Origin of the sequence: Sporosarcina trichiuri, assembly GCF_030406775.1 — a bacterium.
In the GTDB taxonomy this organism is placed as follows: domain Bacteria; phylum Bacillota; class Bacilli; order Bacillales_A; family Planococcaceae; genus Sporosarcina; species Sporosarcina trichiuri.
The window spans coordinates 1,544,545-1,568,841 of sequence record NZ_CP129119.1 but is presented as its reverse complement, the minus strand read 5'-3'; the positions used below and the strand labels follow the sequence as shown (position 1 = coordinate 1,568,841).

Genomic DNA, 24,297 nt, shown 5'->3' with positions numbered 1-24,297 from the left:
ATTATGATGGAATTATCCGAAGTACGCAACGAGCTCGACAAAACAGCTAAGAAATTAGCGGGTTTCAGGGGGTCTCTTTGACTTAGAAAACAAAGAGGCACGAATGCAGGAACTCGAAGAAATGATGCTTGATCCGGAATTTTGGAATGACCAGGATGCGGCGCAGAAAGTCATCTCGGAATCGAACGCACTGAAGGACACGGTCGGCGAATTCCATGAGATGAACGACGAGCAGGAGAATCTCGAGATGACACTCGAGCTGCTGAAGGAAGAACCCGATGCGGAATTGCAGGAAGAACTCGGCGACGAGCTGAAAGCGTTCCTGAAACGGATGGAGGAATTCGATCTGCAGATGCTGCTGAGCGATGAATACGACAGCAGCAACGCGGTCCTTGAAATCCATTCCGGCGCAGGCGGCACCGAGTCCCAGGACTGGGCATCGATGCTGCTGCGCATGTACACACGATGGGCGGAACAGCACGGCTACAAAGTCGAGACGCTCGACTATCAGGCGGGTGATGAGGCCGGCGTGAAATCCGTGACGCTGTCCATCAAAGGGCACAACGCCTACGGCTATCTGAAAGCGGAGAAAGGCGTCCACCGGCTCGTCCGGATTTCGCCGTTCGACTCATCAGGCCGCCGTCATACGTCGTTCTCCTCCGTCGAAGTCATGCCGGAATTCACGGGTGAAGTCGACATCGATCTGAAGATGGAAGACGTCAAGATCGATACGTACCGCTCAAGCGGCGCGGGCGGTCAGCACGTCAATACGACGGACTCCGCTGTCCGGATGACACACATCCCGACAGGTGCGATTGTCACGTGCCAGACCGAACGTTCGCAGATCAAAAACCGGGAGCGTGCACTCAACTTGCTGAAGGCGAAGATCTACCAGATCCGGCTCGAGGAAGAGGAAGCACGGCTGCTTGAAATCCGGGGGGACCAGAAAGAGATCGGCTGGGGAAGCCAGATCCGTTCCTACGTCTTCCACCCGTATTCCATGGTAAAAGACCACCGGACGAACGAAGAGACCGGGAACACAGGAGCCGTCATGGATGGGGAGATCGATCCGTTCATCAACGCCTACTTGCGTTCGCGTATTTCATAAGAAGCACCGGAAGACCGTTCAGCCGCATATCGTGCTGCTGAACGGTTTTTCAATACATAGGCACAGGGGGGATGGGGATGTTTTTCCGGAAAAAGAAGAAGGCGGAACGCGAGCTGTTCGATGTCAGCATCTTCGCTTCCGGCACTGCCGGCGAAGACACGTTCATGAGGTGGACGGATGAACTGATGGACACGGCCGGCAATGTCCTGTCCGCCGACTGGATACACAGTGAGGAAGCGGATCGCGACGAAATCGACGGCATCTGCTCGCAATTCCCTTCCGTGGATCCGGCACAGCCGTTCTTCGTCATCAGTCCTGCGGAAAGCGGCGGGGATGACGTACTGCTCGCCACGAACGATATGCGTGACGCGCAGGCGTTCTTCCGCGCTGCAGAAGACCGGGAGGCAGGGCGCCGCCCGTTTGACGTATAACAAAAAACCGCACGGCATCCGGAGCAGAGGTTCCGGTGCCGTGCGGTTTTTGTTGGCCTGAAAGACTGTTCAGCCGGCATCCTGTCCTGCATGCAGTTCCAGGATGCGCACCATGACATCGATGCCATTCATCATCGATTCATGGTCGAATGTCATATCGGGATGATGGAGCCCGGGGGACAGACCGCAGCCGAGACCGATCATCGTCGCCTTCAGATGCGGCCGCTTGATGGTATAGAAGTGGAAGTCATCCCCGCCGGGCGTGATGACCGGGGGAACCGTGTTCTCCTCGCCGAGCACGTCGGTGATCGCCTGCCGTGCAGTCTCCTGTGCTTCGGGGTGCACACGTGCGGCGGCCACATAGGTGTCTTCCGTGATAGTGATTTCGCTGCCGAACAGGTTTCTCGCGCTGTCCAGGACATCGCGGACCCGTTCCATCAGTTCATCCATCACTTCGTTGTCCTGTGCGCGGACGTCGATCGCAAGCGATGCGCTGCCCGGGATGATGTTCGTGCTCCGTCCGCCCGCTTGGAACCGTGTCACTTTCACGGAGTGGGCGACATTCGGGTTCACATGGATGGAATGCAGCGCATTGACGATGAACGTGCCGATCTCGATGGAATTCCGGTTCAGGTGCGGCCGGGCGCCGTGTGCATCATCGCCGCGGATCTCCAGTTCGATCGTTCCGTTCGCACCATGCACGATGGCTGGAGCCGCTTTGCCGTTATCCGTCTCCTGGAAGGGGCGCAGGTGGATGCCGTAGTAAAAATCGACATCTTCGATCGCTCCTTTCTCCACCATCTTGAGCGCACCTGTCCCGACTTCCTCCGCCGGCTGGAAGATGAAACGGATGCCGAGGTGCTTGAGCAGTTCGTCCCGGTCTTTCACGCGCTCCAGCACGCCGAGCACCATCGTCATGTGTGCATCATGCCCGCACGAATGGTTCGCCTGCAGGCTGCCGTCGACTTCCTGCCATAATGCATCCATGTCGGCGCGCAGTGCAATTACCGGCACATCGCCGGAGAAATTGCCGATATCACCGAAGACACCTGTGCAGTCATCGAACGACGTCACGCGGCAGCCGGCGTCTTCCAGCCGCTTTTTCACATAAGCGGTCGTCTGCTCTTCCTCCCAGCTCAATTCAGGGTTGTTATGCAGATGCTCGAATGTCTCCATCACTTGCTTTTTCGTCAATTGTGCCATATCGGTTGCCTCCTATGCGTCCGTAAATGATGGGACTGCTGTAAATTGTAAAGACTCCATAAGATTCCGTCAAATCATGGCGTATGGATTGACTGCCCGGTACGTCTGGCGGGCAGGCTGTGTGCGTACATCAGGCACCAACAGAAAAGCCGGACCGCTGCGATGCGGTCCGGCTTGCGTGTTCAGGCGGTTGCTTTGCAGTTCAAGTCATCGAGGACATTTGCGAGCGACTGCTGCTGCCTGTCCGTCAGCGGCACCATCGGGAGACGGACCGTGCCGGCGGGCAGTCCCTGCAGATTCAAAGCCGCTTTGACGGGTGAAGGGTTCGGTGCTTTGAACAGTTCCTTCATGAGAGGCAGGAGGCTGCGGTGGAGCGAAGCGGCCTCCTCGAAACGCCCGCTTTCAGCCGTATGCATCATCGCTTTCATCTCCGGTCCGATGAGGTGAGCCGCGACGGAGACGACGCCTGCGCCGCCGATCGTCAATGCCGGCAGTGTCAGCGCATCATCCCCGCTGTAGACAGCGAAACCGGCAGGCGTCTGTTCGATGATCGATGCCATTGTCTCCAGGCTGCCGCCCGCTTCCTTGATGGCTGTGATATTCGGGATTTCCGCAAGTTTCACGATCGTTTCGATTTCCAGATTGACGGTGCTCCGGCCAGGGATGTTGTACAGCATGACAGGCAGCGAAGTCGACTCCGCAATCGCCTTGAAATGGGCATACATCCCTTCCTGGCAAGGTTTGTTGTAATAGGGGACGACGAGCATGACGCCGTCAGCGCCCGCTTCCTCAGCTGCGCGGGTCAGTTCGATCGACTCCCGGGTGCTGTTCGTGCCGGTGCCTGCAATGACAGGGATCCGTCCGCCTGCACACCGGACCGTATGGCGGAAGAGAGCTGCTTTCTCCGAAGCGGTCAATGTCGGGGATTCGCCGGTCGTCCCGGCGACAACGAGGGCGTCCGTCCCTGTTGCGATCAAGTGCTCGATCAGTTCCTCCGCGGCTGTGAAATCGATGTCTTCCTGTGCATTGAATGGGGTCACCATCGCGGTGATCAGCTGTCCAAAATTCATCTGTTCTCCATCTCCTTTTGGTTGGTTTCCAAAAAATAGAGGTGGAAGGCAGTGTCTCCTGAAACGCAAAAAGCAGCAGCGAAGGATGCGCTGCTGCTGAAGAATCGACGATCTATTCCTCTGCATCAGATAGCCCTCCATATAGTCGCCTATATGACAGTCCTGCACTTGTTCAGTCCAGAACCAGCGTGGGGACGTTTGAGCATCCTCCCGCTTCGGCAAATTCCCCTTTCCGCGGCCGTCTCCGGAGCTCAATCTCCTCGGACTGCGTACTGATGGTTTTTGCGCCTCTATCCTTACTTCGAACGTTGCGAAATAAGTTTTTGTTCAATTACACGTTAGCTTACCGTGTTTCCCGCGGCATTGCAAGCGAAAATTGAAAATATTCCGAGCTTTGCTGTGCTGCTCTTAATCGGCTGTTTACCCGTCCTGCATAGTTTGAAACCTTGAAATCCACCAGAACTGCAGCTGGACAGCCCTCCATAAAATTCTTCCTGGCAAGAGGTTTGATTTCCGGAGAAAAGAGAATAGTACATAGAAGGAGTACGGCAGGTCAGGCCCAAACGTCATGAGTTTGTCACACGGCGGCGTGAAGGACATGCGGATTTTGGTATACTGAGGGAGCACGTACTTATTTTATCTGAAGGAGGAAATCAGTATGAAAACGAAAAGCAAATTCGCAGCGGCAATCTTTGGTGCTGCACTCGTACTCGGCGCATGCGGAGGCGGGGATGACAGCGCGTCCGGCGACAAGGAAGCAGGCGGCAGCGACGTAGATCCGGACAAGGTGTACCAGGCCAACTGTGCGACTTGCCACGGCGGCAACCTGGAAGGCATGAACGGACCGGAACTGGCACACATCGGCGGCGAGCTTTCTGAAGACGAAATCCACGATATCATCGAGAACGGTAAATCCGGCGGCATGCCTGGAGGCCTCATCAAAGGGGAAGAGCTCGATGCAGTCGCAAAATGGCTTTCCGAGAAGAAATAAGACATCCTGAATAAGGAATCATCCGGCAGAGGCACTTCGGTGTCTCTGCTTTTTTGCTGTTCGGCAGTCCCAGCCAGACACCCATAAACAGGATGCCAGATTACAAGATTGTTGAAAAGGTGTGAACAGTCCTGTCGAATTGAAATACTACTGTAATACTATGGAGGTTTATATCTGCTATAATGAAAAAGCTGGCGAAAAAGTAATTGAATCAGGTGGTTACAGAATGATCAAAATGAAAAACGTGTACAAAAAGTACTCGAACGGCGTCGTAGCCGCAAATGGCATCACGATCGACATCGACCGCGGTGAATTCGTCTACGTAGTCGGCCCGAGCGGTGCAGGGAAATCGACGTTCATCAAAATGATGTATCGCGAGGAAGCCCCGACCAGCGGGCAGATTTTCATCGATGGAACAGACCTTGGTTCGTTGAAAAGCAAACAGATCCCTTTTTTGCGCAGACAGATCGGGGTTGTCTTCCAGGATTTCAAGCTCCTGCCGAAATTGAATGTCTATGAAAATGTGGCATTCGCCCTGGAAGTCATCGAAGAGACACCGACGGAAATCCGTAAGAAAGTGACAGATGTTTTAGCGCTTGTCGGCCTGTCGCAAAAAGCGAGAATGTTTCCTAACGAGCTATCCGGCGGAGAACAGCAGCGTGTTTCGATCGCGCGTTCCATTGTCAATGAACCGAAGCTGGTCATTGCGGATGAGCCAACAGGAAATTTGGATCCGGATACGTCGTTAGGGATCATGAACATCTTCGAGAAAATCAACAACAGAGGAACTACCATTGTCATGGCAACCCATAACAAAGATATCGTCAATTCGATCCGGCACCGTGTCCTGCTCGTCGAGGGCGGCATGATCACACGGGATGAATATGAAGGAGAATACAGTTATGAAGGGTAGAACGCTTGCCCGTCACTTCCGCGAGAGTTTCAAGAGTCTCGGCCGGAATGGCTGGATGACATTCGCCTCCATCAGCGCCGTGGCTGTCACGCTTCTTCTTGTCGGCAGTTTCATCGCTATGATGATGAACCTGAACAAGATGGCGGACAACATTGAAAACGACGTGGAAATCAAAGTGGTTGCGGATGCAGCGGCAAGTGACGAGGCAATACAAGAGTTACAGAAGAAAGTGGAATCGCTCGGCGGCGTGGCGAGTGTGGAATATGCGTCGAGAGAGCAGGAACTGGACAAGGTCATCAAGCAGTACGGGAAAGAACTCGCTCTCTACAAGCAAAGCAACCCGCTCGGCGATGCATTGTACGTGAAAGCTGCGGATCCGCACAACACCGCAAAAATCGCCAAAGAGATCGATACATACGAATACACTGCCGAAGTGGTCTACGGAGCCGGGAAAGTCGAAAAACTGTTCAATGTCGTCAAAGTCAGCCGCAATGTCGGCCTGATCCTCATTGTCGCATTGCTGTTCACGGCGATGTTCCTCATCTCCAACACGATCCGCCTGACAATCATTGCACGCGGACGTGAGATCGAAATCATGAAGCTGGTCGGTGCGACGAACAGCTTCGTCCGCATTCCGTTCATCTTGGAAGGGGTCTGGCTCGGTATCCTCGGGTCCATCATCCCGATCACGGCGATCTCGATCGCCTATCAGCAAATATACGCCTACTGGCAGCCGAAGCTGGTCAACGAAATGTTCCAGGTGCTCGATCCTGTGCCGTTCATCATCCAGGTCGACGGACTGCTGCTGTTCATGGGCGTCTTCATCGGCGTATGGGGCAGCCTCATGTCCGTACGCAAATTCCTGAAAGCCTGACTAGCCGAATCGTTTGAAAGGGGAACTGGGACTTTGAAAAAGAATAAAAGTTTACTGCTGTCGACCATGGGGGTCCTGCTCTTATCGTCCACTGTCGGTGCAACAGCAGTATCAGCAGATTCACTCAAAGATATGCAGAACGAACAGAAACTGCTGCAGCAGAAACAGAACGAACTGAACAAAGGCATCAAGGACAAGTCTGATAAAATCAACGAAAAGAAAACAAAGAAACAGACGATCCTCGACCAGATCTCGAAACTCAACGGTGAAATCGATACTAATAATGAGAAGATCCGCGACGTGAAAGAAAAGATCGCGGATACAACCAAAGAGATTGCGCAGCTGCGCATCTCCATCAAGACACTTGAGCAGCGCATCAAAGAGCGTGATGAAGTGCTGCGCGAACGTGTGAAAACGATGCAGGTGAAAGGCGGGGACGTCAGCTACCTGGACGTGCTCCTCGGGGCGACCAGCTTTTCAGACTTCATCGACCGTTTCTCAGCAGTCTCTACACTGATGGACGCAGACCGGAAGATCATGAAGCAGCAGGAAGACGACATGAACCAGCTTGAAGAAGAAAAAGCGCTTGTCGAAAAGAAGCTTGCTGAACAGGAAGACCGGAAAGCGAAACTGACTGACTTGAAGAAGAAACTGGAAGGCCAGAAAGTCGAAAAGGACAAGCTCGTCGATCAGCTGGAAGCGGAAGAAGCAAAGCTGTCGAACGAAAAAGCCCACTTGGAAAGTGAAGCTGACGAAGCACATGATATGTCAGCGGACCTTGAAAAGAAGATTGTTGCAGAACAAGAGCGCCTTGCTGAAGTCGCCCGCCAGGCTGAGCTGAAGCGTAAACGCGAAGCGGAACTCCGCCGCCAGCAGGAGGCTGCCGCGGCGAAACGGCGTGCGGAACAGGCTGCCAGCTCGTCACATTCGTCAGCTTCATCCAGCAGCAGTTCTTCGAATGCATCATCAAGCTATGAGCCGTCGGTTGCGGCACCGCCAGTTTCAAGCGGAGCATGGACTGCACCAGCACACGGCCGTCTGACGTCGTCATTCGGATGGCGCGTGCACCCGATTTTCCATACGAAGAAGCAGCACCGCGGCCAGGACATTTCAGTACCGGTCGGAACAACAGTCAGCGCAGCTGCTGAAGGTGTCGTTTCCCATGCAGGACCGATGGGCGGTTTCGGTAATCTCGTCATGATCACCCACTCCATTGACGGTCAGATCTATACGTCCGTCTATGCCCACCTGTCCAGTATCGGTGTCAGCACCGGTCAGCATGTCGGCAAAGGCGAACCGATCGCAAAGTCCGGAAACACCGGCAATTCGACAGGGCCTCACCTGCACTTCGAAATCCACGTCGGAAACTTCTCGGCGACAGGTCCAAGTGCTGTGAACCCGCTCCGTTATGTATCGTTCTGATACCCGGTTCATTACTCTATAACAGTAGTATTTCCGGCTCAGCTCCATCCTAAACATTGCGGCGCAAGTCGGTATGATAAAAAGGTTCGCTCTCGGGCGGGCCTTTTTCTTTGCACCGAAGCCCCCTCGTTGGTGTTGACGAAGGAAATAAGATACCATATGAGGTATCAATGACTGAGGGGATTGCCATGCCAGTTACGGAATACTATCTACTATGGAAGGTGACCGTTCCGTCCTCATGGGTGGCGGCGGTCTTCGGGCTGGCTGCCGGCTGGCTGATGGTGCGCCGCCGATTCGGGAAGCAGGCAGCAGACATGGTGGGTGATGCGATCTTCACCGTGCTGCTCACCTGGAAGCTGTCCGTCATCGTCACGGATTTTGGGGTCGTCCGGCAGTCGCCCACTGCTATACTGTACTTCAACGGCGGAACAATTGGATTCCTCGCCGGCATCGTGCTTGCCGCCTTGCTCTTTCTGCTTTCGAAGAAGCCGGTCCCTGTCTCTGCAGGGCGTGCCTTCCTGCTGCTGACGGCTGTCGCCCAGGCCGGCTATCAGATCCTGATGGCCCTGCTGAATAGGGGTACGCTGTACGCGGAGGCCGTCACGATTCTCCTGTTCGGTATCCTGATGCTGCTCACTGTCCGGTATGCAGGGGACACACGGGTGACCGTCTTCCAGGGAGCCCTGCTGCTGACGGCCGCCCATGGGTTCATCGCCGCCCTGCAGCCGGCAGGCTTCGCCGGGATCCCGTTCGCCGCGTCAGCCGCGGTAAGCGCGTTTATCGTACTGATCGACCATTTGATAAGACAAAGAACTGCTGGAGGGATTGGATGAATAAAAAATGGGTCGGGTATGCGGTTGCCATTCTCGTCATCGGCACGATGGTTGCCCTGATGGTGAAATCCAATATGCAGAAGCCCGAGAAGATCGACACAGCCACGACCAAAGCCCAGTCGGAAACATTGCCGGGCATGGAAGAACTGCCTGGACTGAAACCGGGCGACACGCCTCCGGATTTCGAACTGAAGACACTTGACGGTGATTCAGTGAAATTGAGCGATTTGCGGGGCAAGAAGGTCATGCTCAACTTCTGGGCGACGTGGTGTCCGCCGTGCAAGGCGGAGATGCCGCATATGGAAAACTATTATAAGGACCTCGAGGAAGAGGACAACGTCGAACTGGTCTCCGTCAACTTGACGACAGCGGAGAAACGCGGAGAAAAAGCGGTGGAGGAATTCGCGGACGCCTACGGTCTGACGTTCCCCATCCTGCTCGACACGGAGGATATCGGGATGACCGATTACCAGGTGTTCTCGATTCCGACGACCTACATCCTGAAGACCGACGGGACCGTGGATAACAAGATCATCGGCCCGATGGACGAAAAGATGATGGAGCAGCTGATGGACGACGTCGACTGAATTTCATCAGCCGAATAATGCTGGATCCGGTTTCCGGTGTCGTAACATCCCTGTCCTTTTCATATGTATGGAAAGAGGAGGGGATGGTGACGATGCGCAGGAGCCGGTTTTTTTTAGTTGGCCTATTTGCTGCGGTTGCAGTTTGTCTTGTACTGCTTAACGGATGCGGGAAAAAAGAGAAGGAACGGGCGGCGCCTTCGGATGAATTCGGCGTCATCGACGAAGCCTATGATGTCATTACAGGCAATGCTGTGTATCCGCTTGAAAAGAACGATCTGATCGAAGGGGCGCTCCGCGGGATGGCGGATGTGATCGGCGATCCGTACTCGACGTATCTGACAAAGGAGGAAGCCGCCTCCCACAAGGAATCGCTTGCAGGTGAGCGGGTGGGCATTGGTGCGGAGATCACCCGGACCAGCGGGAAGTTCGTCATCGTATCGCCGGTGAAAGGATCGCCGTCGGACAAAGCAGGTCTGCTTCCATACGATGAAATCGTGCAGATCGATAAGGAAGGCGTCGACGGGCTGACGCTGCAGGAAGTCGTCAAACGGATCCGCGGGAAGAAAGGGACGACAGTGGAACTGACCGTCTACAGGCCGGAAGCCGGAAAGCACGTCGAACTGACGATTGAACGGGATGTCATTCCTGTCCATACGGTGTCTTCTGAAATCATTGAAGAGCGCGGCAAGAAAATCGGCTACATAGGGCTCACGATGTTCGGGGAGGAAAGTGCGAAAGAATGGCAGGCGGCAACGGACCTGCTTGTCAAAGAAGGGGCGGAAGCGCTGCTGATCGATGTGCGCGGCAATCCCGGCGGATATCTCCATGCGGTCGGTGCGATTGCAGGAAGTATGCTGCCGGAAGATACGGTGTTCGCCTACATGGAAAACATCAAAGGGCAGCTGACTCCGCTTGTCACGGAGAAGCCTGAGGGCGTTCTGTTCGATGAAAAACTGAAGACCCTGCCGATCGCACTCATGCAGGATCAGGGAAGTGCTTCGGCAAGTGAAGTGCTGAGCGGCGCCCTGCAGGACCTCGGCCGCGGGTTCATCGTCGGGACGACGAGTTTCGGCAAAGGGACTGTCCAGGAGACGATGGAGCTCTCGAATGGCGGCGAAGTAAAATTGTCGACGCACAAATGGCTGACCCCGAAAGAACGATGGATTCACGGCGAAGGTATTGAATCGGATCTTGTAGTCAAGCAGAACAGCCTGTTCGCCGAACATCTGCGGGTGCTTGCGGACGTGTATAGGGAAGAACAGTTCCATGATGATATCGCGTACGCTCAGCGTGTCCTCAAGGCGCTCAAGTTCAATCCGGGCCGCACGGACGGCTATTTCGACGATGCGACCAAGAAGGCGGTTGCGGAATTCCAGAAAGATGCAGAACTTGAAGTCAGCGGGGAGATGGACAGTGCGTTCTATCAAGGTCTGAAAGCCGCGGCCGAAGAAGTGAAAAGCGACCGCGCGAACGATGAGCAGCTCGCAATGGCGATCGGTTATCTGCACCACACGCTGTCTTCGAAAAAGTGAGCGGTCCGGCCTGTTTGCAAAGAACGGTCCGTCCTCACTATCCAATCCATCCGGTTGTTTGATACAATAGTAGAAAACAGCCGGACTGGGATGGGAGTGTGACGGAACGTGACAGATAGTTGGATCGAAGACGTGCTGCAGGCAGCCGGGATGTTTTTCCTGAATCCGCTGCTGTGGCTCATCCTGCTGGCGGCAGTGGCTCTCGGCTACATGCGTGTCAAACGGGAACGGCGGGATTTCAATATCCGGAAACTGCCGGGCAAGACGGAATTCAGGCGGGTGCTCGCGGATTCGTGGCTCCCTGCACTGATTGTTTCCATCGTGCTGAGCGGCATCGGACTGGCAGCGGACGCCGGCTGGATTGTGCTGTTCTGTGCATTCATGCTTATCATGGCAGTCAGCTTCTACTACCAGTGGGGGTCCCCAGTCTATACAGCAGGATTTGCGTTTTTCACACTGCTCATCTGGCAGCGGACCGAACCGGGCGTCTCGTACCGGGGTTGGTCCCTGGACGGCGTCGCGGATGAACTTGCGGTGACCGCTGCAGTCGCAGCAGGCGTGCTGATGATCGCGGAAGGTTTCCTTATCAGGAAGTCAGCAGTCCGGTATCCGTCCCCGCGGCTGGAGAAGACGAGCCGGGGCCTGCGGGCGGCTGTGTTCAAGGTGAAGAGCCTGTGGCTGTTGCCTGTCCTGCTGATTGTGCCGGGCGATATGATCAGCGCCCATCTGCCGTACTGGCCGCAGTTCACGCTGGGCTCGGATTCGTTCAGTTTGGTGCCTGTGCCGGTTGCGATCGGTTTCAGCCAGATTGCGCGCAGGCAGTTCCCGGATGTCCTGCTTCCGAAAATCGGACGCTCTGTCATATGGACGGGGATTGCAGTTACGGCCATCGGGCTTGGCGGTCTGTATGAACCGGTCATTGCCTGGGCGGCACTCGCTGCCGGGATCATCATCCGGACGGTCATCACCGTCACGGCAGCTGCAGGCGAACGGCGAGGCGGCTATGCCGCTTCTCCGAGTGCGGCAGGCGTAGTCGTGGCAGGTGTGCTGCCGGGATCGCCCGCCGAGAAACTCGGCCTGCTGCCGGGTGAGGTGATCCGTGCTGTCAATGGCATGCAGGTCGCCAACGAAAAGGAACTGTATGATGCCATCCAGGTGAACGCCGCCCACTGCCGCCTGCAGGTTGCAGACCGGAACGGGGAAGTGCGGCTCATGCAGCAGGTGCTGTACAGGCATGATCACTATCAGCTCGGCCTGCTGCTCGTCAGATGAATGAGGAAGGAGGCGGCGCACGATGGAAAGTCTGGCTACCAAGTTCGTGCTGGCACTGCTGCTGCCGGGACTGCTCGTCGTGTTCTTCACGCGGGTGACATTCCATCACGTCGTCGGCCTCCTGCTGACGATCGCCCTGATCGCCGCTTCCGTCTATGCGGGCTACACCCACAACTGGATCCTGTATGCAGCGGATGCACTGTCGCTCACTGCGGGATTCTGGTTTGCGTCCCGCATGGTTGCAAATTCGCACAGGCGGACGGAAGACGGACAGGACGAATGACGGGATGTCAGATTCAGCTATGAAAATACCGCACGGCTTCAAGTATTCGAAACTTGAAGCCGTGCGGTTTTTTGTTGTCCGGTCACTGTACAAAGTAACAGCGATACCGGTCTCCTTCTTCTTCAGCGATTACTTTGAAACTCGCAGTATGCTTTTACAGATTTCAGGGTATGATAAAGAGAGGGTTCCTCATAAGAACAGGCTGTACACGGCGAGAATACCGATCGTGCCGAGAACGACAGGCATGAGGCCGAAGCCGAGAAGAGCGATGCCGAATGCCGACACGGCGCCGATCACTCCGAACAGGATGTTGCCTTCCTGGACGTAGAAGATGGCCGGAAAGATGAGGGCGCCGAGCACCGCATACGGGATGTTGCCGAGCACGCCGGTGACGAACGGAGGCAGTTTTCTGCCATCCAGGAATGTCAGCGGGATCATGCGCGGCAAGTAGGTGACGAGTGCCATGCCGAACAGCATCCACCAGTATGTTGCGCCCATCAGATCCCCTCCTTTTCAAGCGGCGGCACGGGGGAGCGTCCGGTTTTTACATAGAGCAGTTCTATGACGATTGCTGCAATCAGGGTGGACACGAGAATCGACCAGCCGGTTGACAGCAGCTCCGTGTAATAGAAGATGCAGCTGAGGATCGCTGATGCTGCAGCGAGCAGGACGATCTTCCGGCTGCCTTTCATGGAGGGCACGAGCAGGGCGACGAACAGCGCATAGAGGGCGATCGACATGGCGGCCTGCAGGAACGGCGGCAGGATGTCCCCGATGAGGTGGCCGGCAGCTGTGAAGCCGACCCAGCTGCCATACGCGACGGCGATGACACCGAATGCACGGGCGCTCGTGACTTTGTCCTCTTTGCTGGTCGCGATGACCGAGAACGTTTCGTCCGTGACACCGAATGCGACCGCAGCTTTCACCGGTTTCGGAGCCGTGTGCATCTTTTCATTGAGCGACGCGGACATCAGGAAATGGCGGATGTTGACGATGAACGTGTTGACGACGATCATGAATGGATCGACGGCATGGGCGAGCAGGCTGAGCGATATGTATTGGGCAGCGCCGGCGAACACGAAGATGCTCATCGCAGTCGCTTCGAGCAGCGAGAGGCCGCCTGTCTTCGCAAGCAGGCCGAATGTGAGCGCAACGGGGAAGTAGCCGATGCCGATGCTGAGACCGGCCCGCAGGCCTTTGCTGAATTCCGATTGGTGCATCTTGCAACCCCGCTTTCTGTTCAGTGGTCAATACTAGTGATTATACTATATTCTATACATAGGACAAGACGGAATCTTTGCACGTTTTCCGAATAGTGACGTACTCAGGGGGAATCACGGATGCAGGAATGGTTCACGGTAGACAAAATCATCGAACTGACAGAGCAGTATCGGGCATTCGGTCCGGCGATCGGCTTTCTTTTGCCGTTCATCGAATCGTTCCTGCCGTTCCTGCCGCTGTTCGTTTTCGTATTCGCAAACATTGCCGCCTACCACGTCATCCTGGGCTTTCTGCTGTCGTGGAGCGGGACGGTCGTCGGCTCCTATATGGTGTTCCTGATCATCCGGAAGTACGGCCGCAGCCGCCTGCTGAATTTCATCACCCGGCACAAGCGGGTGAAAAAGCTGATCGTCTGGGTGGAGAGCAATGGGTTCGGCCCGCTCTTCCTGTTCATCTGCTTCCCGTTCACTCCGTCCGCACTCGTAAACCTCGTCGCCGGGCTGTCGAACATGAAGAAGACCTACTACCTCGCCATCCTCATGGCAGGGAAGTTCGTCATGGTGTTCATGATCAGTTTCGTCGGCTACGACATCCGGGCACTCTTCACCCAGCCGATCCGGACAGCCATTGTCGGGGTAGTAATCCTCATCCTCTGGCTCGCCGGCAAATGGTGGGAGAAACGGGTCAACAAGCGGGTGGAAAACCACGCGCGCGAATGGGACGGCCATAAGCATTGGGAAGACGACTGAAGTTGCAGCGCTCCGCGTCGGCGGGGCGTTTTTGTATGGCCGGATGTAGAGAGGGATTGTGTCCGGCTGCCGATAAATTCGGCGGAGTGTCCGATACTTGCGGCCAACTGTCCGATACCGAGCGCACGGCGGGCCTGACAGGAAACGAGCGAAGCGAGCCCAAGCCAGTCCTTTGAATTATATCCGGATGCCGATAAATTCGGTGATGTGTCCGATAACTCAAGTGAAGTGTCCGATAGTTCAGGCCATCTGTCCGATAAATTGCGCGAGGTGACCGATACCCCGCGCGAACTGTCCGATACCCGCCTGCTCTCTGTAAAATAATACGAACATTCATTCGTAAAATCACACACTCCGCTTTGATTCTTCCAGGCAAAACGATTACAATTGAACTATCAGACTGACAAGGGGGCGGGCTCATGACGCTGCGCATGATAACAGGACGTTCAGGAACAGGCAAGACGTATACGATCGAGCAGGAGATCGCCGGAGCGCTGCGGGAAGACCCGCTCGGCGCGCCGATCATCCTCATCGTGCCCGATCAGATGTCGTTCTCGATGGAGCACAGTCTCTCCTCACGGTTCGGTCTCCATGGGATGGTGCGTGCACAGGTACTGACGTTCAAGCGGCTCGCCTGGCGCATTCTGCAGGAGACCGGCGGCATCACACGCCGGGAAGTGGACGCGTTCGGCTACCGGATGCTGATCCGGAGCGTGCTGGAAGAGAATAAGGATGAGTTCACGCTGTTCCGGCAGGCGGCGGACAAGCGCGGCTTCACCGAGCAGGTCGAGGGCGTTCTGAAGGAATTCAGCCGCTACTGTCTCGATCACACAGCACTGACACAGCTCAACAGCGAATTGACGGCAGCCGATGCGCCCCGGTCCCTGATCGACAAAGCGGGGGATCTGTCCCTGCTGCTCGGAAAAGTCGAAGAGCGGCTCGGCGCGGGCTATGTCGACAGCGAAGGGCATTTGGCGATGCTGACGGAGCAGATCCGGTTCTCGGAGTATATCCGGGAGGCGGATATCTACATAGACGGCTTCGAATTGCTGACGAACCGGGAACACGAAATCATCCGGGAGCTGCTGAAATACGCCAAACGGGTCAACATCGCCCTGCCGACGGACGAAGCGGCAGGCACCGCGGAAGACCACGAGCTGTTCTACAGCCCGATGCGCACGAAGCAGATCATCACGGAGATCGCGAAAGGCGAGGCCATCGAAATCGAACCGGAACTCCGCCTGACGGACGCCCGGCGTTTCCGGAATCCGGACGTCCGCCACCTCGAGGCGCAGTTCGACCGCTATCCAGCCGACCGGCAGACCAGCGCGGGGGACGTACGCATCGTGGAAGCAGCGGACCGGCGTGCGGAACTCCATGCCGTTGCCCGGTCGATCCGGGAGCTCGTCCGGAACGGCAGACGGTACCAGGACATCGCCGTGCTGTACCGCCAGCCTGATGTCTACGACGAATTGATCGAAACGATCTTTCCGCTCTATGAGATTCCGGTGTTCATCAGCCGCAAGAAACCGATGCTCCACCATCCGCTCATCGAGTTCACGCGGTCCGTGCTCGAAGCGGTGACCGGCAACTGGTCGTACGAGGCGATGTTCCGCGCCGTCAAGACGGATCTGTTCTTTCCGTACGGCGAAGATCGGAAACTGTGGCGGGAACGGGCGGACCGTCTGGAGAACTATGTGCTCGCCCACGGCATCCATGGCCGCCGCTGGTTCGACGAAGACCGGTGGCGTGTGAAGAAATACCGGGGCCTTGAGCTGCATACGGACGTCCAGACGGATGAAGAACTTGCCATGCAGGCGGAACTGCACAGCGTCCGCGATCTGATCCGCGGCCCGCTGGAGACGTTCGGCAGCCGGCTGAAACGCGCCAAGGACGGACGCCAGGCGGCCGAAGCCCTGTTCACCTTCATGGAGGACTTGCGGGGCTACGACAAGATCATCGGCCTCCGGGCGGAAGAGGAAACGGCCGGCCGGCTTCTCGGCGCTTCGGAACACGAACAGGCCTGGAGCGGGTGGATCAACGTGCTCGACCAGTTCGTGCTCATGTTCGGAGACGCCGATATGCCTGCAAAAGAAGCGATCCGTGTGCTCGACGAAGGATTCGATACGCTCGAATTCGCCCGCATTCCGCCGTCACTCGACCAAGTGACGGTCATGACGGTCGACCTGGCGACGTTCCTGAATATCGACGAAGTGTTCGTAATCGGCGTGAACGACGGCGTCCTGCCGCAGCGGATCGATAACGAAGGGCTTCTGTCCGATGCGGATCGTGAATGGATCGGGACGATTGGTTTCGAACTGGCGCCTTCCGCGAAAACACGCCTGATGGATGAAACCTATAAAGCATACCGGGCATTCACAGCGGCCGCAGAAGGGCTGACGGTTACGTATCCGCTCGCGGACGAAGCTGGCAAAGCGCTCATCCCGTCGCTGTACGTGCCGCGTCTCGGCCAGATTTTCGAAGGGCTAACGATCGAACCGGCTGCGGCCGACCCGCTCGATCTGCCCGACGGATCGGATGATTGGCCGTACATCAGCCATCCGCGCCCGACACTGCCGTATGCTTCCGCACAACTGCGCAGTTTCGGGACGGATGGCACCATGAGCCCGCTGTGGCGCGCTGTCATCGCCTACTATGAAGACGATCCGCTCTGGTCTTCGATCCTCGCGGGCATTCACGGCCAGAAGAAGACAGGTACCGAGACGGAACGGCTTGCACCCGGTATCACGGCGGGCCTCTATGGCGAGTCGCTGAATTCCAGTGTGTCGCGCGTGGAATCGTATTACAGCTGCCCGTTCCAGCATTTTGCGTCGTACGGCCTCGGCCTGCGGGAGCGGACGGAATTCACTCTGGAAGCGCCGGCGATCGGCGATCTGTTCCATGCAGCACTGAAATGGGTGTCGGATGAAATGATGAGGACAGGGGCGAACTGGGCCGGCCTGACGAAGCAGGACACATTCCGTCTCGCCCATGACGCCGTCGAAAGCATCGCACCGTTCTTCTTCCATCGGATCCTGCTGACGACCAACCGGCATATGTACATCAAACGGAAGCTGACGCATATCATCCAGAGGACGATCGCTGCACTCAGCAGCCAGGCGACGGCCTCCTCGTTCCAGCCGATCGCTGTGGAAGTCGGGTTCGGACCGGGCGAACAGATGCCGCCGCTGTCAATTCCGCTGAAGCGCGGCGGGCAGATGAACCTCCGGGGGCGGATTGACCGGGTCGATGCCGCAAAAGTCGACGGCAAGACGTATATCCGGATCGTCGACTATAAATCATCATCCAAGGCGCTCAACCTGACGGAAATCTACTATGGCCTCTCCCTGCAGATGCTGACGTACCTCGACGTCGCGCTGGAGCATGCCGATGAATGGATCCAGCTGCAGGCGGATCCTGCCGGGATGCTGTACGTCCATGTGCACAACCCGATGATCCGCAGCATCCAGGAATTGTCGGAAGACGCGATCGAGCAGGAAATGATGAAATCCTTCACGATGAAAGGCTACGTTCTCGAAGACCTGTCCGTCGCAAAGGAGATGGACAGCGGCATCGAACAGTCCTCCTCGATCATTCCGGCCCGGGTCAAGAAGGACGGTACATTCTACTCGAATTCCAAAGTGCTGCCGCCTGATGACATGCAGATGCTGCGGTCCGCCGTACGGAAACGGCACGGCCAGGCAGGGGACGCGATGCTCGCGGGGGACACCCGCGTCTATCCATACCGCCTGAAGGAGCATATGCCGTGCACGTATTGTCCGTATCAGGGCGTCTGCCAGTTCGATAAGACGGACCCTGAGGCGGCGTTCCGGCAGTACGAAGATTTGTCGGCATCGGAATCACTCGAAAAAATGAGGAAGGAGGCGGAAGGCGATGCACATACCACCGAAACCCGCTGACGTCACATTCACGGATGCCCAGTGGCAGGCGATCTATGCGTCCGGCCGGGACATTCTCGTCTCCGCAGCGGCCGGCTCGGGGAAGACGAAAGTATTGATCACCCGGCTTATCGAGAAAGTGCTCGACGAAACCAACCCGGTCAATGTCGATGATCTGCTCGTCGTCACGTTCACGAATGCGGCGGCTGCAGAAATGCGGCACCGGATGGGGGCGGCGCTGGAGGAGGAGATCGCCCGCAATCCGGAATCCGCTCATCTGCGCAAGCAGCTGAGTCTGCTGAACAAAGCCCAGATCTCCTCGCTGCACTCCTTCTGTCTGACGATTGTCCGGCAGTATGCCTATCTGCTAGATATCGATCCGGGATTCCGGATCGCGGACCCGACGGAAGCGGCGCTGCTCCGGGACGATACGATCGAGGACGTGCTCGAAGAAGCCTACAGTGCCGATAACCCGGAAGCGATCTACCGTCTTGCGGACAGTTTTACATCCGATCGGAACGACCAGTCGCTCGAACTCCTCATTGACCGGCTCTACGACTACTCGCGGGTCCATCCGGAACCGGAGCAGTGGCTGCGCCAGATCCCTCTTGAATACGAACTGACGGAGGATGCCGACATCGACAGCCTGTCGTTCATCGGCCCGCTGAAATCGGCGATCCGCCAGAAACTCGAGGAAGCGGAGGCGCTCACGCTCGACATGCAGCGCATCGCGGAACAGCCCGACGGTCCGGCGCCGCTCGTGCCGACCGCGGAGGCGGACTTGGCTTGGATCCGCGGGGCGCTCGGAACTATCGAAGAAGGTACCTGGGAAGAAACGTATGCGTATTTCGGACAGCTGAAATGGGTGAAGGCCGGCAGTGTCAAGAAAGATTCCTGTGATGAAGAACTGGCAAAACGCGCGAAAGCGCTGCGGGAGTCCGTCAAAAAGCTCGTCGGCGGCGTTAGGGAATCGTTCTTTGAGCGGACGCCTGCACGCCTGCTTGACGAAATCCGGCTCATGGCGCCGATGATGCATACACTGATCGGTCTTGTGATCGATTTCGGTGAGCGGTACCGTGCCGTCAAGACCGAGCGGGGGCTCGTCGATTTTTCGGATCTCGAGCATTATGCGCTTGGGATTCTGTCGAAGCAGGAAGGGGATGTCCTCGTGCCATCCGATATTGCCGCCGATTACCAGGCGAAGTTCAAGGAAGTGCTCGTCGACGAATATCAGGATACGAACCTGCTTCAGGAAGCAATCATCCAGTTCGTCAAATCCGGTGCGGAAGCGGACGGCAACCTGTTCATGGTCGGTGATGTCAAGCAGTCGATCTACCGGTTCCGACTGGCGGAGCCGGGCTTGTTCCTCAGCAAATACGGCCGATTCACCGAGCAGGCCGCAGGCGAGGGTCTCAAAATCGACCTGAACGCGAACTTCCGGAGCCGGAAAGAAGTGCTCGATGCGACGAACTTCATCTTCACCCAGATCATGGGCAGACGTGTCGGAGAGATCGAGTACGATGAAGCGGCGGAACTGAAGTATGGTGCACGCTATCCGGAGTCCGACACGGCCGCCCATCTGACGGTTCTCTATTCGGAAGAAGAGGAATACGGGGACGAAACCGGGGAAGATCTCGAAAACCTGAAGAATTCCCAGGCAGAAGCCCGTTACATGGCGAAGACGATCAACCGGTGGATGACGGAGAAACACGAAGTGAGCGACGCCTTCAGCGGAGAAAAACGGCCGATCCGCTACAGCGATATCGTCGTGCTCATGCGGTCGATGACGTGGTCTTCGGAGATCGCCGATGAGTTCAAAAGGGCCGGCATCCCGGTCTACGTCGAATTATCGAGCGGCTATTTCGATGCGCTCGAGGTGACGATCATGCTGAACACGCTGCGGACGATCGACAACCCGTACCAGGATATCCCGCTTGCATCCGTGCTGCGCGCGCCATTCGTCGGCATGACGGAGAACGAACTGGCACAGGTCCGTCTCGCGGATAAGAACGCTTCCTACTATGATGCGCTGAAGACGTTCATCGTCACGCAGGGGACCGGCATGGCGCCTGAGACCCAGCAGAAGCTGCAGCGGTTCCTGCTCATGTTCGAGCAATGGCGGAACCTGGCGCGGCGCGGATCGCTGTCGGAACTGATCTGGCAAGTCTACAGTGATACGAACTACTATGAGATGGTCGGCAGCATGCCGAACGGCAAACAGCGCCAGGCGAATCTGCGGGCGCTCCACGACCGGGCGATCGATTACGAAAAGACGTCGTTCCGCGGTCTGTTCCGGTTCCTGCGGTTCGTCGACCGGATGAGACGGCGCGGCGATGATCTCGGTGCTGCCCGCTTCCTGAGCGAGAAGGAGGATGTCGTGCGCATCATGACGATCCACTCATCGAAAGGGCTGGAATTCCCGAATGTGTTCGTTGCAGGTCTCGGCCGCCAGTTCAACAAGATGGACTTCAACGAGCCCTATCTGTTCGATCAGCATTTCGGGCTGGCCGTCAAAGCGATCGATCCCGACAAACGGATCATGTATACGTCGCTGCCGTTCCTCGCGATGAAAGAGCAGAAAGAGCTTGAAATGCGCGCGGAAGAGATGCGCGTCCTCTATGTCGCGATGACCCGTGCGAAAGAGCAGCTCGAACTTGTCGCCACTGTGAAAGACATCGAGAAATCGGTGACGAAGTGGCAGGATGCGCAGCTCATCCAGCCGGAAGAGCGCCTGCCGGATTATATGAGATCCCGTGCGAACGGCTATCTCGACTGGATCGGCCCGGCTGTCGCCCGCCATCAGGATTTCGTGAAATTCGGCACCGCGCCGGGCGCCATGGTGAAAGATCATCCGTCCAGATGGGACATCACGATGCTGCCGGTCTCCTATTTCAGTGAGCCGGCTGCAGAGCGGGCTGGTGATGAAGAAGCCGGCCGGACACCTGCCGAGCTGCCGCCTGCAGACGAGGCACTGGTCGCCGAAGTGACTGCCCGCTTCGACTTCAGGTATTCCCATGAGGCGTCGGTCCGAAAACGGTCGAAGATTTCCGTGTCGGAACTGAAACGGGTCGCACTGCTTGAGGCCGAGCCGGATTATAATGACCCGTTCGCGACAAGAGATACGGAAACGAATCCCATGTTTCTCCACGAACGGCCGGCATTCCTTCAGAAACGCTCGATCAGTGCAGCGGAGGTCGGGACGGCGATGCACACCGTCATGCAGCATATCGATCTGGACCGGACCTATACGGCTGATGATGTCGGGGAGTTGCTCTCCGATCTGCTGGACCGTCAGCTGCTGACATCGGAAGAGGCCGGTGCGATCAACCGGGAACGGATCGTGCAGGTGATGCGGTCGCCGCTCGCTGAACGGATGCGGCATGCGAAACGGGTGCTGAAAGAACTGCCATTCACGTATGCGTATGACGGCGCTGACGGGGATTCACAAATACTCCAGGGGATCGCCGACTGCCTGTTCGAAGAAGAGGACGGCTGGGTGCTGCTCGATTACAAGACCGACCGGCTCCGCGGACGCTATTCGTCGGAGACGGAAGCGGACGAGGCGATGCGGGAACGGTACGCCATCCAGCTCAGCCTGTACAAGAAGGCGGTCGAGGCGATCACCCATATTGAGATAAAAGAGATGCTATTGTATCTGTTCGACGAAGGGCGGACAGTACCAGTTCAGGAGGTTACGGTTTGAGATCACTCCCCACCGGCGGTACCGGACGGATCGAATCGCTGGATATGCTCCGCGGCTTCGCTCTGCTCGGCATTTTCATCGCCAATATGATCCATTTCAATGCACCAGTCATGTACATGGATCCGTACAGCTGGTTCGAAGGAAATGGCGAAGGTGCATCCTACATGTGGATCGATATTTTTGTAGAAGCGAGTTTCTACCCGATATTCGCAATGCTTTTCGGGTATGGACTGAGTATGCAGTATGAAAAGACGAGACTGCATAAGACGCCGTTCAGCCCGATCACGGCAAGACGCATGGGCATCCTGCTGCTGTTCGGTGCCCTGCATGCAATCTTCATCTGGTCGGGCGACATTCTCTTCACCTATGCCATCATGGGGTTCGTCATGATCGCAGCAGTCCGCCTGCCTGCAAAATGGCTTCTCGGCGGTGCGCTCGCACTCTATATCGTACCAGTCGGTCTTCTGACAGGATTGGTCTACGCAGGTGAGTCACTGATGGAAGGAAGTTCGCTGTCCGAGTTCGCCGATATCCAGAAGGTCCAGGACACGATCGAGGTGCTCGGTCACGGCAGCTACACAGAGGTGCTCGCATTCCGGACGAAGGAGTGGCTGCTGTTCACCGCGACGAATTTCTTCGCCAATCCGTTCACCATCCTGCCGCTCATCATGATTGGCGCAGCACTCGCCAAATGGCGGCTGTTCGAACGGGCGAAGGAATGGAAAGGAAGGATCGCAGTGATTGGTGTCCTCGCATTTTCAGCAGGGATCCTGCTGAAGTCTGTGCCATTCCTGGTCAGTACTGAGATGTCGATGCAGATGATCCAGACGTATTTCGGCGGACCGCTCGCAGCAGCAGGGTATACAGCGTTCGTACTTCTGCTGTGCACGCTGCCGTGGTTTACGAAAGTGTTCCGCCCGCTCGCAAAAGCGGGCCGCATGTCACTGACCACGTATATCGGGCAGTCCGTCATCGCAACGCTGCTGTTCTACCATTACGGATTCGGCCTGTACGGCAAGATCGATCTTGCAACAGGCACACTGATGGCTGTCGGCATCTTCGCCGTCCAGGCGCTTCTCGCGGACTTATGGCTGAGCCGCTTCAGGATGGGACCGCTCGAATGGGTCTGGCGGATCGGCACATACGGGACCTTCTTCCCGATTAAAAAGGAAAAACAGCAGGATATGTCGTAACAGTATGGAAGACAGACCAATCATGGAAGGGATGGATGTATGCTATGAAACTGCTCTCATTCAAGTATGACGGGAAAGAACTGTTCGGTCCGAAAGTCAAGAAAGAGGAAGCGGTCTGGGATGTCCGCAAGATTGCGGAAACCGCCGGAACAGAAAACTTCCCTTCTTCGATTGCGGAAGGCGTGGCTGATGGATTGGACTTCATCGAGGAAATCCGCAGTCTCTGCGAGCAGGTCCGTGAATGGGAGGACGCAGACAGCTACAAGTATCCGTTCGATTCGATCGAGTGGCTGGCGCCGATTCCGCGGACCCCGAAGAACGTCCTCTGCGTCGGCAAGAATTATGCCGACCATGCATCCGAGATGGGGGGCGAAGGAGCGCCGGAGAAACTCATGATCTTCACGAAGGCCCATACGGCGATCGCTGCGGATGAACAGACCCTTTCCGTCCATGCGGATGTAACGGAGCAGCTCGACTACGAAGGTGAGCTCGCGGTCATCATCGGCAAAGGCGGCCGCAATATCCCGAAACAGCTTGCATACGATTCGGTATTCGGCTATACGATCGGCAATGACCTGACGGCGCGCGACCTGCAGGCGGAACGGAAACAGTTCTTCCTCGGCAAGACACTCGACGGCAGCTGCCCGCTCGGTCCTTATGTCGTCACGAAAGATGAGATCCCGAATCCGCAGGACCTTTCCATTGTCACGAAAGTGAACGATGAGGTGCGCCAGAACGGGAACACGAAATCGATGTCCATTCCGATCGACGGCATCATTGCTGAATTGTCCCGGTTCGTCACTCTGGAGCCGGGTGATGTGATTCTGACCGGCACCCCGGCAGGTGTCGGGAAAGGCATGAACCCGCCTGCCTATTTGAAAGCGGGAGATACAGTGAAGATTTCCGTAGAGGGCATCGGAACGCTCGTCAATTATTTCAAGTAAGCTCCCTCACTTTGGCGTGTCTGCTGAATTATGGTATATTGTTCTGTGGAACTGACTTTGAATGAGGTG

20 protein-coding genes and 1 riboswitch are annotated in these 24,297 nt (G+C 56.6%); of the genes, 16 read left to right on the top strand and 4 right to left on the bottom strand.

Annotated features, from left to right (window positions below; all coding sequences use genetic code 11):
- Positions 1-6 precede the first annotated feature (6 nt).
- Positions 7-1,108 (top strand): peptide chain release factor 2 gene (gene prfB, locus QWT68_RS08270; RefSeq protein ID WP_098060158.1). Its coding sequence is split into 2 segments (ribosomal slippage): positions 7-78 and positions 80-1,108, totalling 1,101 coding nucleotides; the frame shifts between segments, so codons are not numbered across the junction.
- A gap of 77 nt (positions 1,109-1,185) precedes the next feature.
- Positions 1,186-1,539 (top strand): hypothetical protein, encoded by a 354-nt coding sequence (locus QWT68_RS08265; protein WP_040287071.1) that lies wholly within the window; start codon positions 1,186-1,188, stop codon positions 1,537-1,539.
- A 69-nt stretch (positions 1,540-1,608) separates the two neighbouring features.
- Here the strand turns inward: QWT68_RS08265 and QWT68_RS08260 are convergent, their stop codons facing one another.
- Together QWT68_RS08260 and dapA are read right to left on the bottom strand one after the other, a co-directional pair.
- Positions 1,609-2,742, bottom strand: a complete 1,134-nt coding sequence (locus QWT68_RS08260) for a M20 peptidase aminoacylase family protein (RefSeq protein ID WP_040287070.1) — start codon at positions 2,740-2,742, stop codon at positions 1,609-1,611.
- Positions 2,743-2,924: 182 nt separating this feature from the next.
- Positions 2,925-3,812 (bottom strand): 4-hydroxy-tetrahydrodipicolinate synthase, encoded by an 888-nt coding sequence (gene dapA / locus QWT68_RS08255; RefSeq protein ID WP_040287069.1) that lies wholly within the window; start codon positions 3,810-3,812, stop codon positions 2,925-2,927.
- A 122-nt stretch (positions 3,813-3,934) separates the two neighbouring features.
- Positions 3,935-4,113, bottom strand: a riboswitch (Lysine riboswitch).
- 357 nt (positions 4,114-4,470) lie between these two features.
- On the opposite strand from dapA, the gene cccB reads away from it, so the two are divergent.
- From cccB to QWT68_RS08210, 9 genes are all read left to right on the top strand, one after another.
- Positions 4,471-4,803: a cytochrome c551 gene (gene cccB, locus QWT68_RS08250; RefSeq protein WP_040287068.1), complete on the top strand. Its 333-nt coding sequence runs from the start codon at positions 4,471-4,473 to the stop codon at positions 4,801-4,803.
- A gap of 226 nt (positions 4,804-5,029) precedes the next feature.
- Positions 5,030-5,716, top strand: a complete 687-nt coding sequence (gene ftsE / locus QWT68_RS08245; protein WP_040287067.1) for a cell division ATP-binding protein FtsE — start codon at positions 5,030-5,032, stop codon at positions 5,714-5,716.
- Positions 5,706-6,590 (top strand): permease-like cell division protein FtsX, encoded by an 885-nt coding sequence (gene ftsX / locus QWT68_RS08240; RefSeq protein ID WP_040287066.1) that lies wholly within the window; start codon positions 5,706-5,708, stop codon positions 6,588-6,590. Before ftsE ends, ftsX begins: the two co-directional genes overlap by 11 nt.
- Positions 6,591-6,623: 33 nt before the next feature.
- A complete protein-coding gene (locus QWT68_RS08235) occupies positions 6,624-8,012 on the top strand; it encodes a murein hydrolase activator EnvC family protein (RefSeq protein WP_040287065.1) in 1,389 nt (462 codons plus the stop codon).
- A gap of 170 nt (positions 8,013-8,182) precedes the next feature.
- Positions 8,183-8,845 carry a hypothetical protein gene (locus QWT68_RS08230; protein WP_290147813.1) on the top strand — a complete coding sequence of 221 codons (663 nt, stop codon included), beginning with the start codon at positions 8,183-8,185 and terminating at the stop codon, positions 8,843-8,845.
- The gene (locus QWT68_RS08225) at positions 8,842-9,432 is read left to right on the top strand and encodes a redoxin domain-containing protein (protein ID WP_290147812.1); all 591 of its coding nucleotides are present in this window, start codon (positions 8,842-8,844) and stop codon (positions 9,430-9,432) included. Before QWT68_RS08230 ends, QWT68_RS08225 begins: the two co-directional genes overlap by 4 nt.
- Positions 9,433-9,515: 83 nt before the next feature.
- Positions 9,516-10,964, top strand: a complete 1,449-nt coding sequence (locus QWT68_RS08220) for a S41 family peptidase (protein ID WP_290147811.1) — start codon at positions 9,516-9,518, stop codon at positions 10,962-10,964.
- A gap of 108 nt (positions 10,965-11,072) precedes the next feature.
- Positions 11,073-12,236: a PDZ domain-containing protein gene (locus QWT68_RS08215; protein WP_290147810.1), complete on the top strand. Its 1,164-nt coding sequence runs from the start codon at positions 11,073-11,075 to the stop codon at positions 12,234-12,236.
- A 22-nt stretch (positions 12,237-12,258) separates the two neighbouring features.
- A complete protein-coding gene (locus QWT68_RS08210) occupies positions 12,259-12,519 on the top strand; it encodes a CsbA family protein (RefSeq protein WP_040287062.1) in 261 nt (86 codons plus the stop codon).
- A 189-nt stretch (positions 12,520-12,708) separates the two neighbouring features.
- Here QWT68_RS08210 and QWT68_RS08205 read toward each other — a convergent pair whose 3' ends face one another.
- Positions 12,709-13,017: an AzlD domain-containing protein gene (locus tag QWT68_RS08205; protein WP_040287061.1), complete on the bottom strand. Its 309-nt coding sequence runs from the start codon at positions 13,015-13,017 to the stop codon at positions 12,709-12,711.
- Entirely contained in the window at positions 13,017-13,739 is a 723-nt protein-coding gene (locus QWT68_RS08200; protein ID WP_290147809.1) for an AzlC family ABC transporter permease, read from the bottom strand. Before QWT68_RS08200 ends, QWT68_RS08205 begins: the two co-directional genes overlap by 1 nt.
- A gap of 120 nt (positions 13,740-13,859) precedes the next feature.
- Between QWT68_RS08200 and QWT68_RS08195 the strand changes: the two genes are divergently transcribed.
- The 5 genes from QWT68_RS08195 (at position 13,860) to QWT68_RS08175 (ending at position 24,228) form a co-directional block, all read left to right on the top strand.
- Entirely contained in the window at positions 13,860-14,489 is a 630-nt protein-coding gene (locus tag QWT68_RS08195) for a TVP38/TMEM64 family protein (protein WP_052461807.1), read from the top strand.
- 419 nt (positions 14,490-14,908) lie between these two features.
- Positions 14,909-18,409, top strand: a complete 3,501-nt coding sequence (addB, locus tag QWT68_RS08190) for a helicase-exonuclease AddAB subunit AddB (RefSeq protein WP_290147808.1) — start codon at positions 14,909-14,911, stop codon at positions 18,407-18,409.
- Positions 18,384-22,091 (top strand): helicase-exonuclease AddAB subunit AddA, encoded by a 3,708-nt coding sequence (addA, locus tag QWT68_RS08185; protein WP_290147807.1) that lies wholly within the window; start codon positions 18,384-18,386, stop codon positions 22,089-22,091. Before addB ends, addA begins: the two co-directional genes overlap by 26 nt.
- The gene (locus QWT68_RS08180; protein ID WP_040287057.1) at positions 22,088-23,284 is read left to right on the top strand and encodes a DUF418 domain-containing protein; all 1,197 of its coding nucleotides are present in this window, start codon (positions 22,088-22,090) and stop codon (positions 23,282-23,284) included. Before addA ends, QWT68_RS08180 begins: the two co-directional genes overlap by 4 nt.
- Positions 23,285-23,328: 44 nt before the next feature.
- Entirely contained in the window at positions 23,329-24,228 is a 900-nt protein-coding gene (locus QWT68_RS08175; protein WP_040287302.1) for a fumarylacetoacetate hydrolase family protein, read from the top strand.
- Positions 24,229-24,297: the final 69 nt, after the last annotated feature.

Bases quoted from the DNA above. Each gene is read 5' to 3' on its own strand.
- QWT68_RS08220 (WP_290147811.1), top strand. From the start codon at position 9,516: ATGGTGACGATGCGCAGGAGCCGGTTTTTTTTAGTTGGCCTATTTGCT.
- QWT68_RS08200 (WP_290147809.1), bottom strand. From the start codon at position 13,739: ATGCACCAATCGGAATTCAGCAAAGGCCTGCGGGCCGGTCTCAGCATC.
- ftsX (WP_040287066.1), top strand. From the start codon at position 5,706: ATGAAGGGTAGAACGCTTGCCCGTCACTTCCGCGAGAGTTTCAAGAGT.
- QWT68_RS08210 (WP_040287062.1), top strand. From the start codon at position 12,259: ATGGAAAGTCTGGCTACCAAGTTCGTGCTGGCACTGCTGCTGCCGGGA.
- QWT68_RS08265 (WP_040287071.1), top strand. From the start codon at position 1,186: ATGTTTTTCCGGAAAAAGAAGAAGGCGGAACGCGAGCTGTTCGATGTC.
- QWT68_RS08205 (WP_040287061.1), bottom strand. From the start codon at position 13,017: ATGGGCGCAACATACTGGTGGATGCTGTTCGGCATGGCACTCGTCACC.
- cccB (WP_040287068.1), top strand. From the start codon at position 4,471: ATGAAAACGAAAAGCAAATTCGCAGCGGCAATCTTTGGTGCTGCACTC.
- addA (WP_290147807.1), top strand. From the start codon at position 18,384: ATGCACATACCACCGAAACCCGCTGACGTCACATTCACGGATGCCCAG.
- QWT68_RS08175 (WP_040287302.1), top strand. From the start codon at position 23,329: ATGAAACTGCTCTCATTCAAGTATGACGGGAAAGAACTGTTCGGTCCG.
- dapA (WP_040287069.1), bottom strand. From the start codon at position 3,812: ATGAATTTTGGACAGCTGATCACCGCGATGGTGACCCCATTCAATGCA.
- addB (WP_290147808.1), top strand. From the start codon at position 14,909: ATGACGCTGCGCATGATAACAGGACGTTCAGGAACAGGCAAGACGTAT.
- QWT68_RS08225 (WP_290147812.1), top strand. From the start codon at position 8,842: ATGAATAAAAAATGGGTCGGGTATGCGGTTGCCATTCTCGTCATCGGC.
- QWT68_RS08230 (WP_290147813.1), top strand. From the start codon at position 8,183: ATGACTGAGGGGATTGCCATGCCAGTTACGGAATACTATCTACTATGG.
- ftsE (WP_040287067.1), top strand. From the start codon at position 5,030: ATGATCAAAATGAAAAACGTGTACAAAAAGTACTCGAACGGCGTCGTA.
- QWT68_RS08195 (WP_052461807.1), top strand. From the start codon at position 13,860: ATGCAGGAATGGTTCACGGTAGACAAAATCATCGAACTGACAGAGCAG.
- QWT68_RS08260 (WP_040287070.1), bottom strand. From the start codon at position 2,742: ATGGCACAATTGACGAAAAAGCAAGTGATGGAGACATTCGAGCATCTG.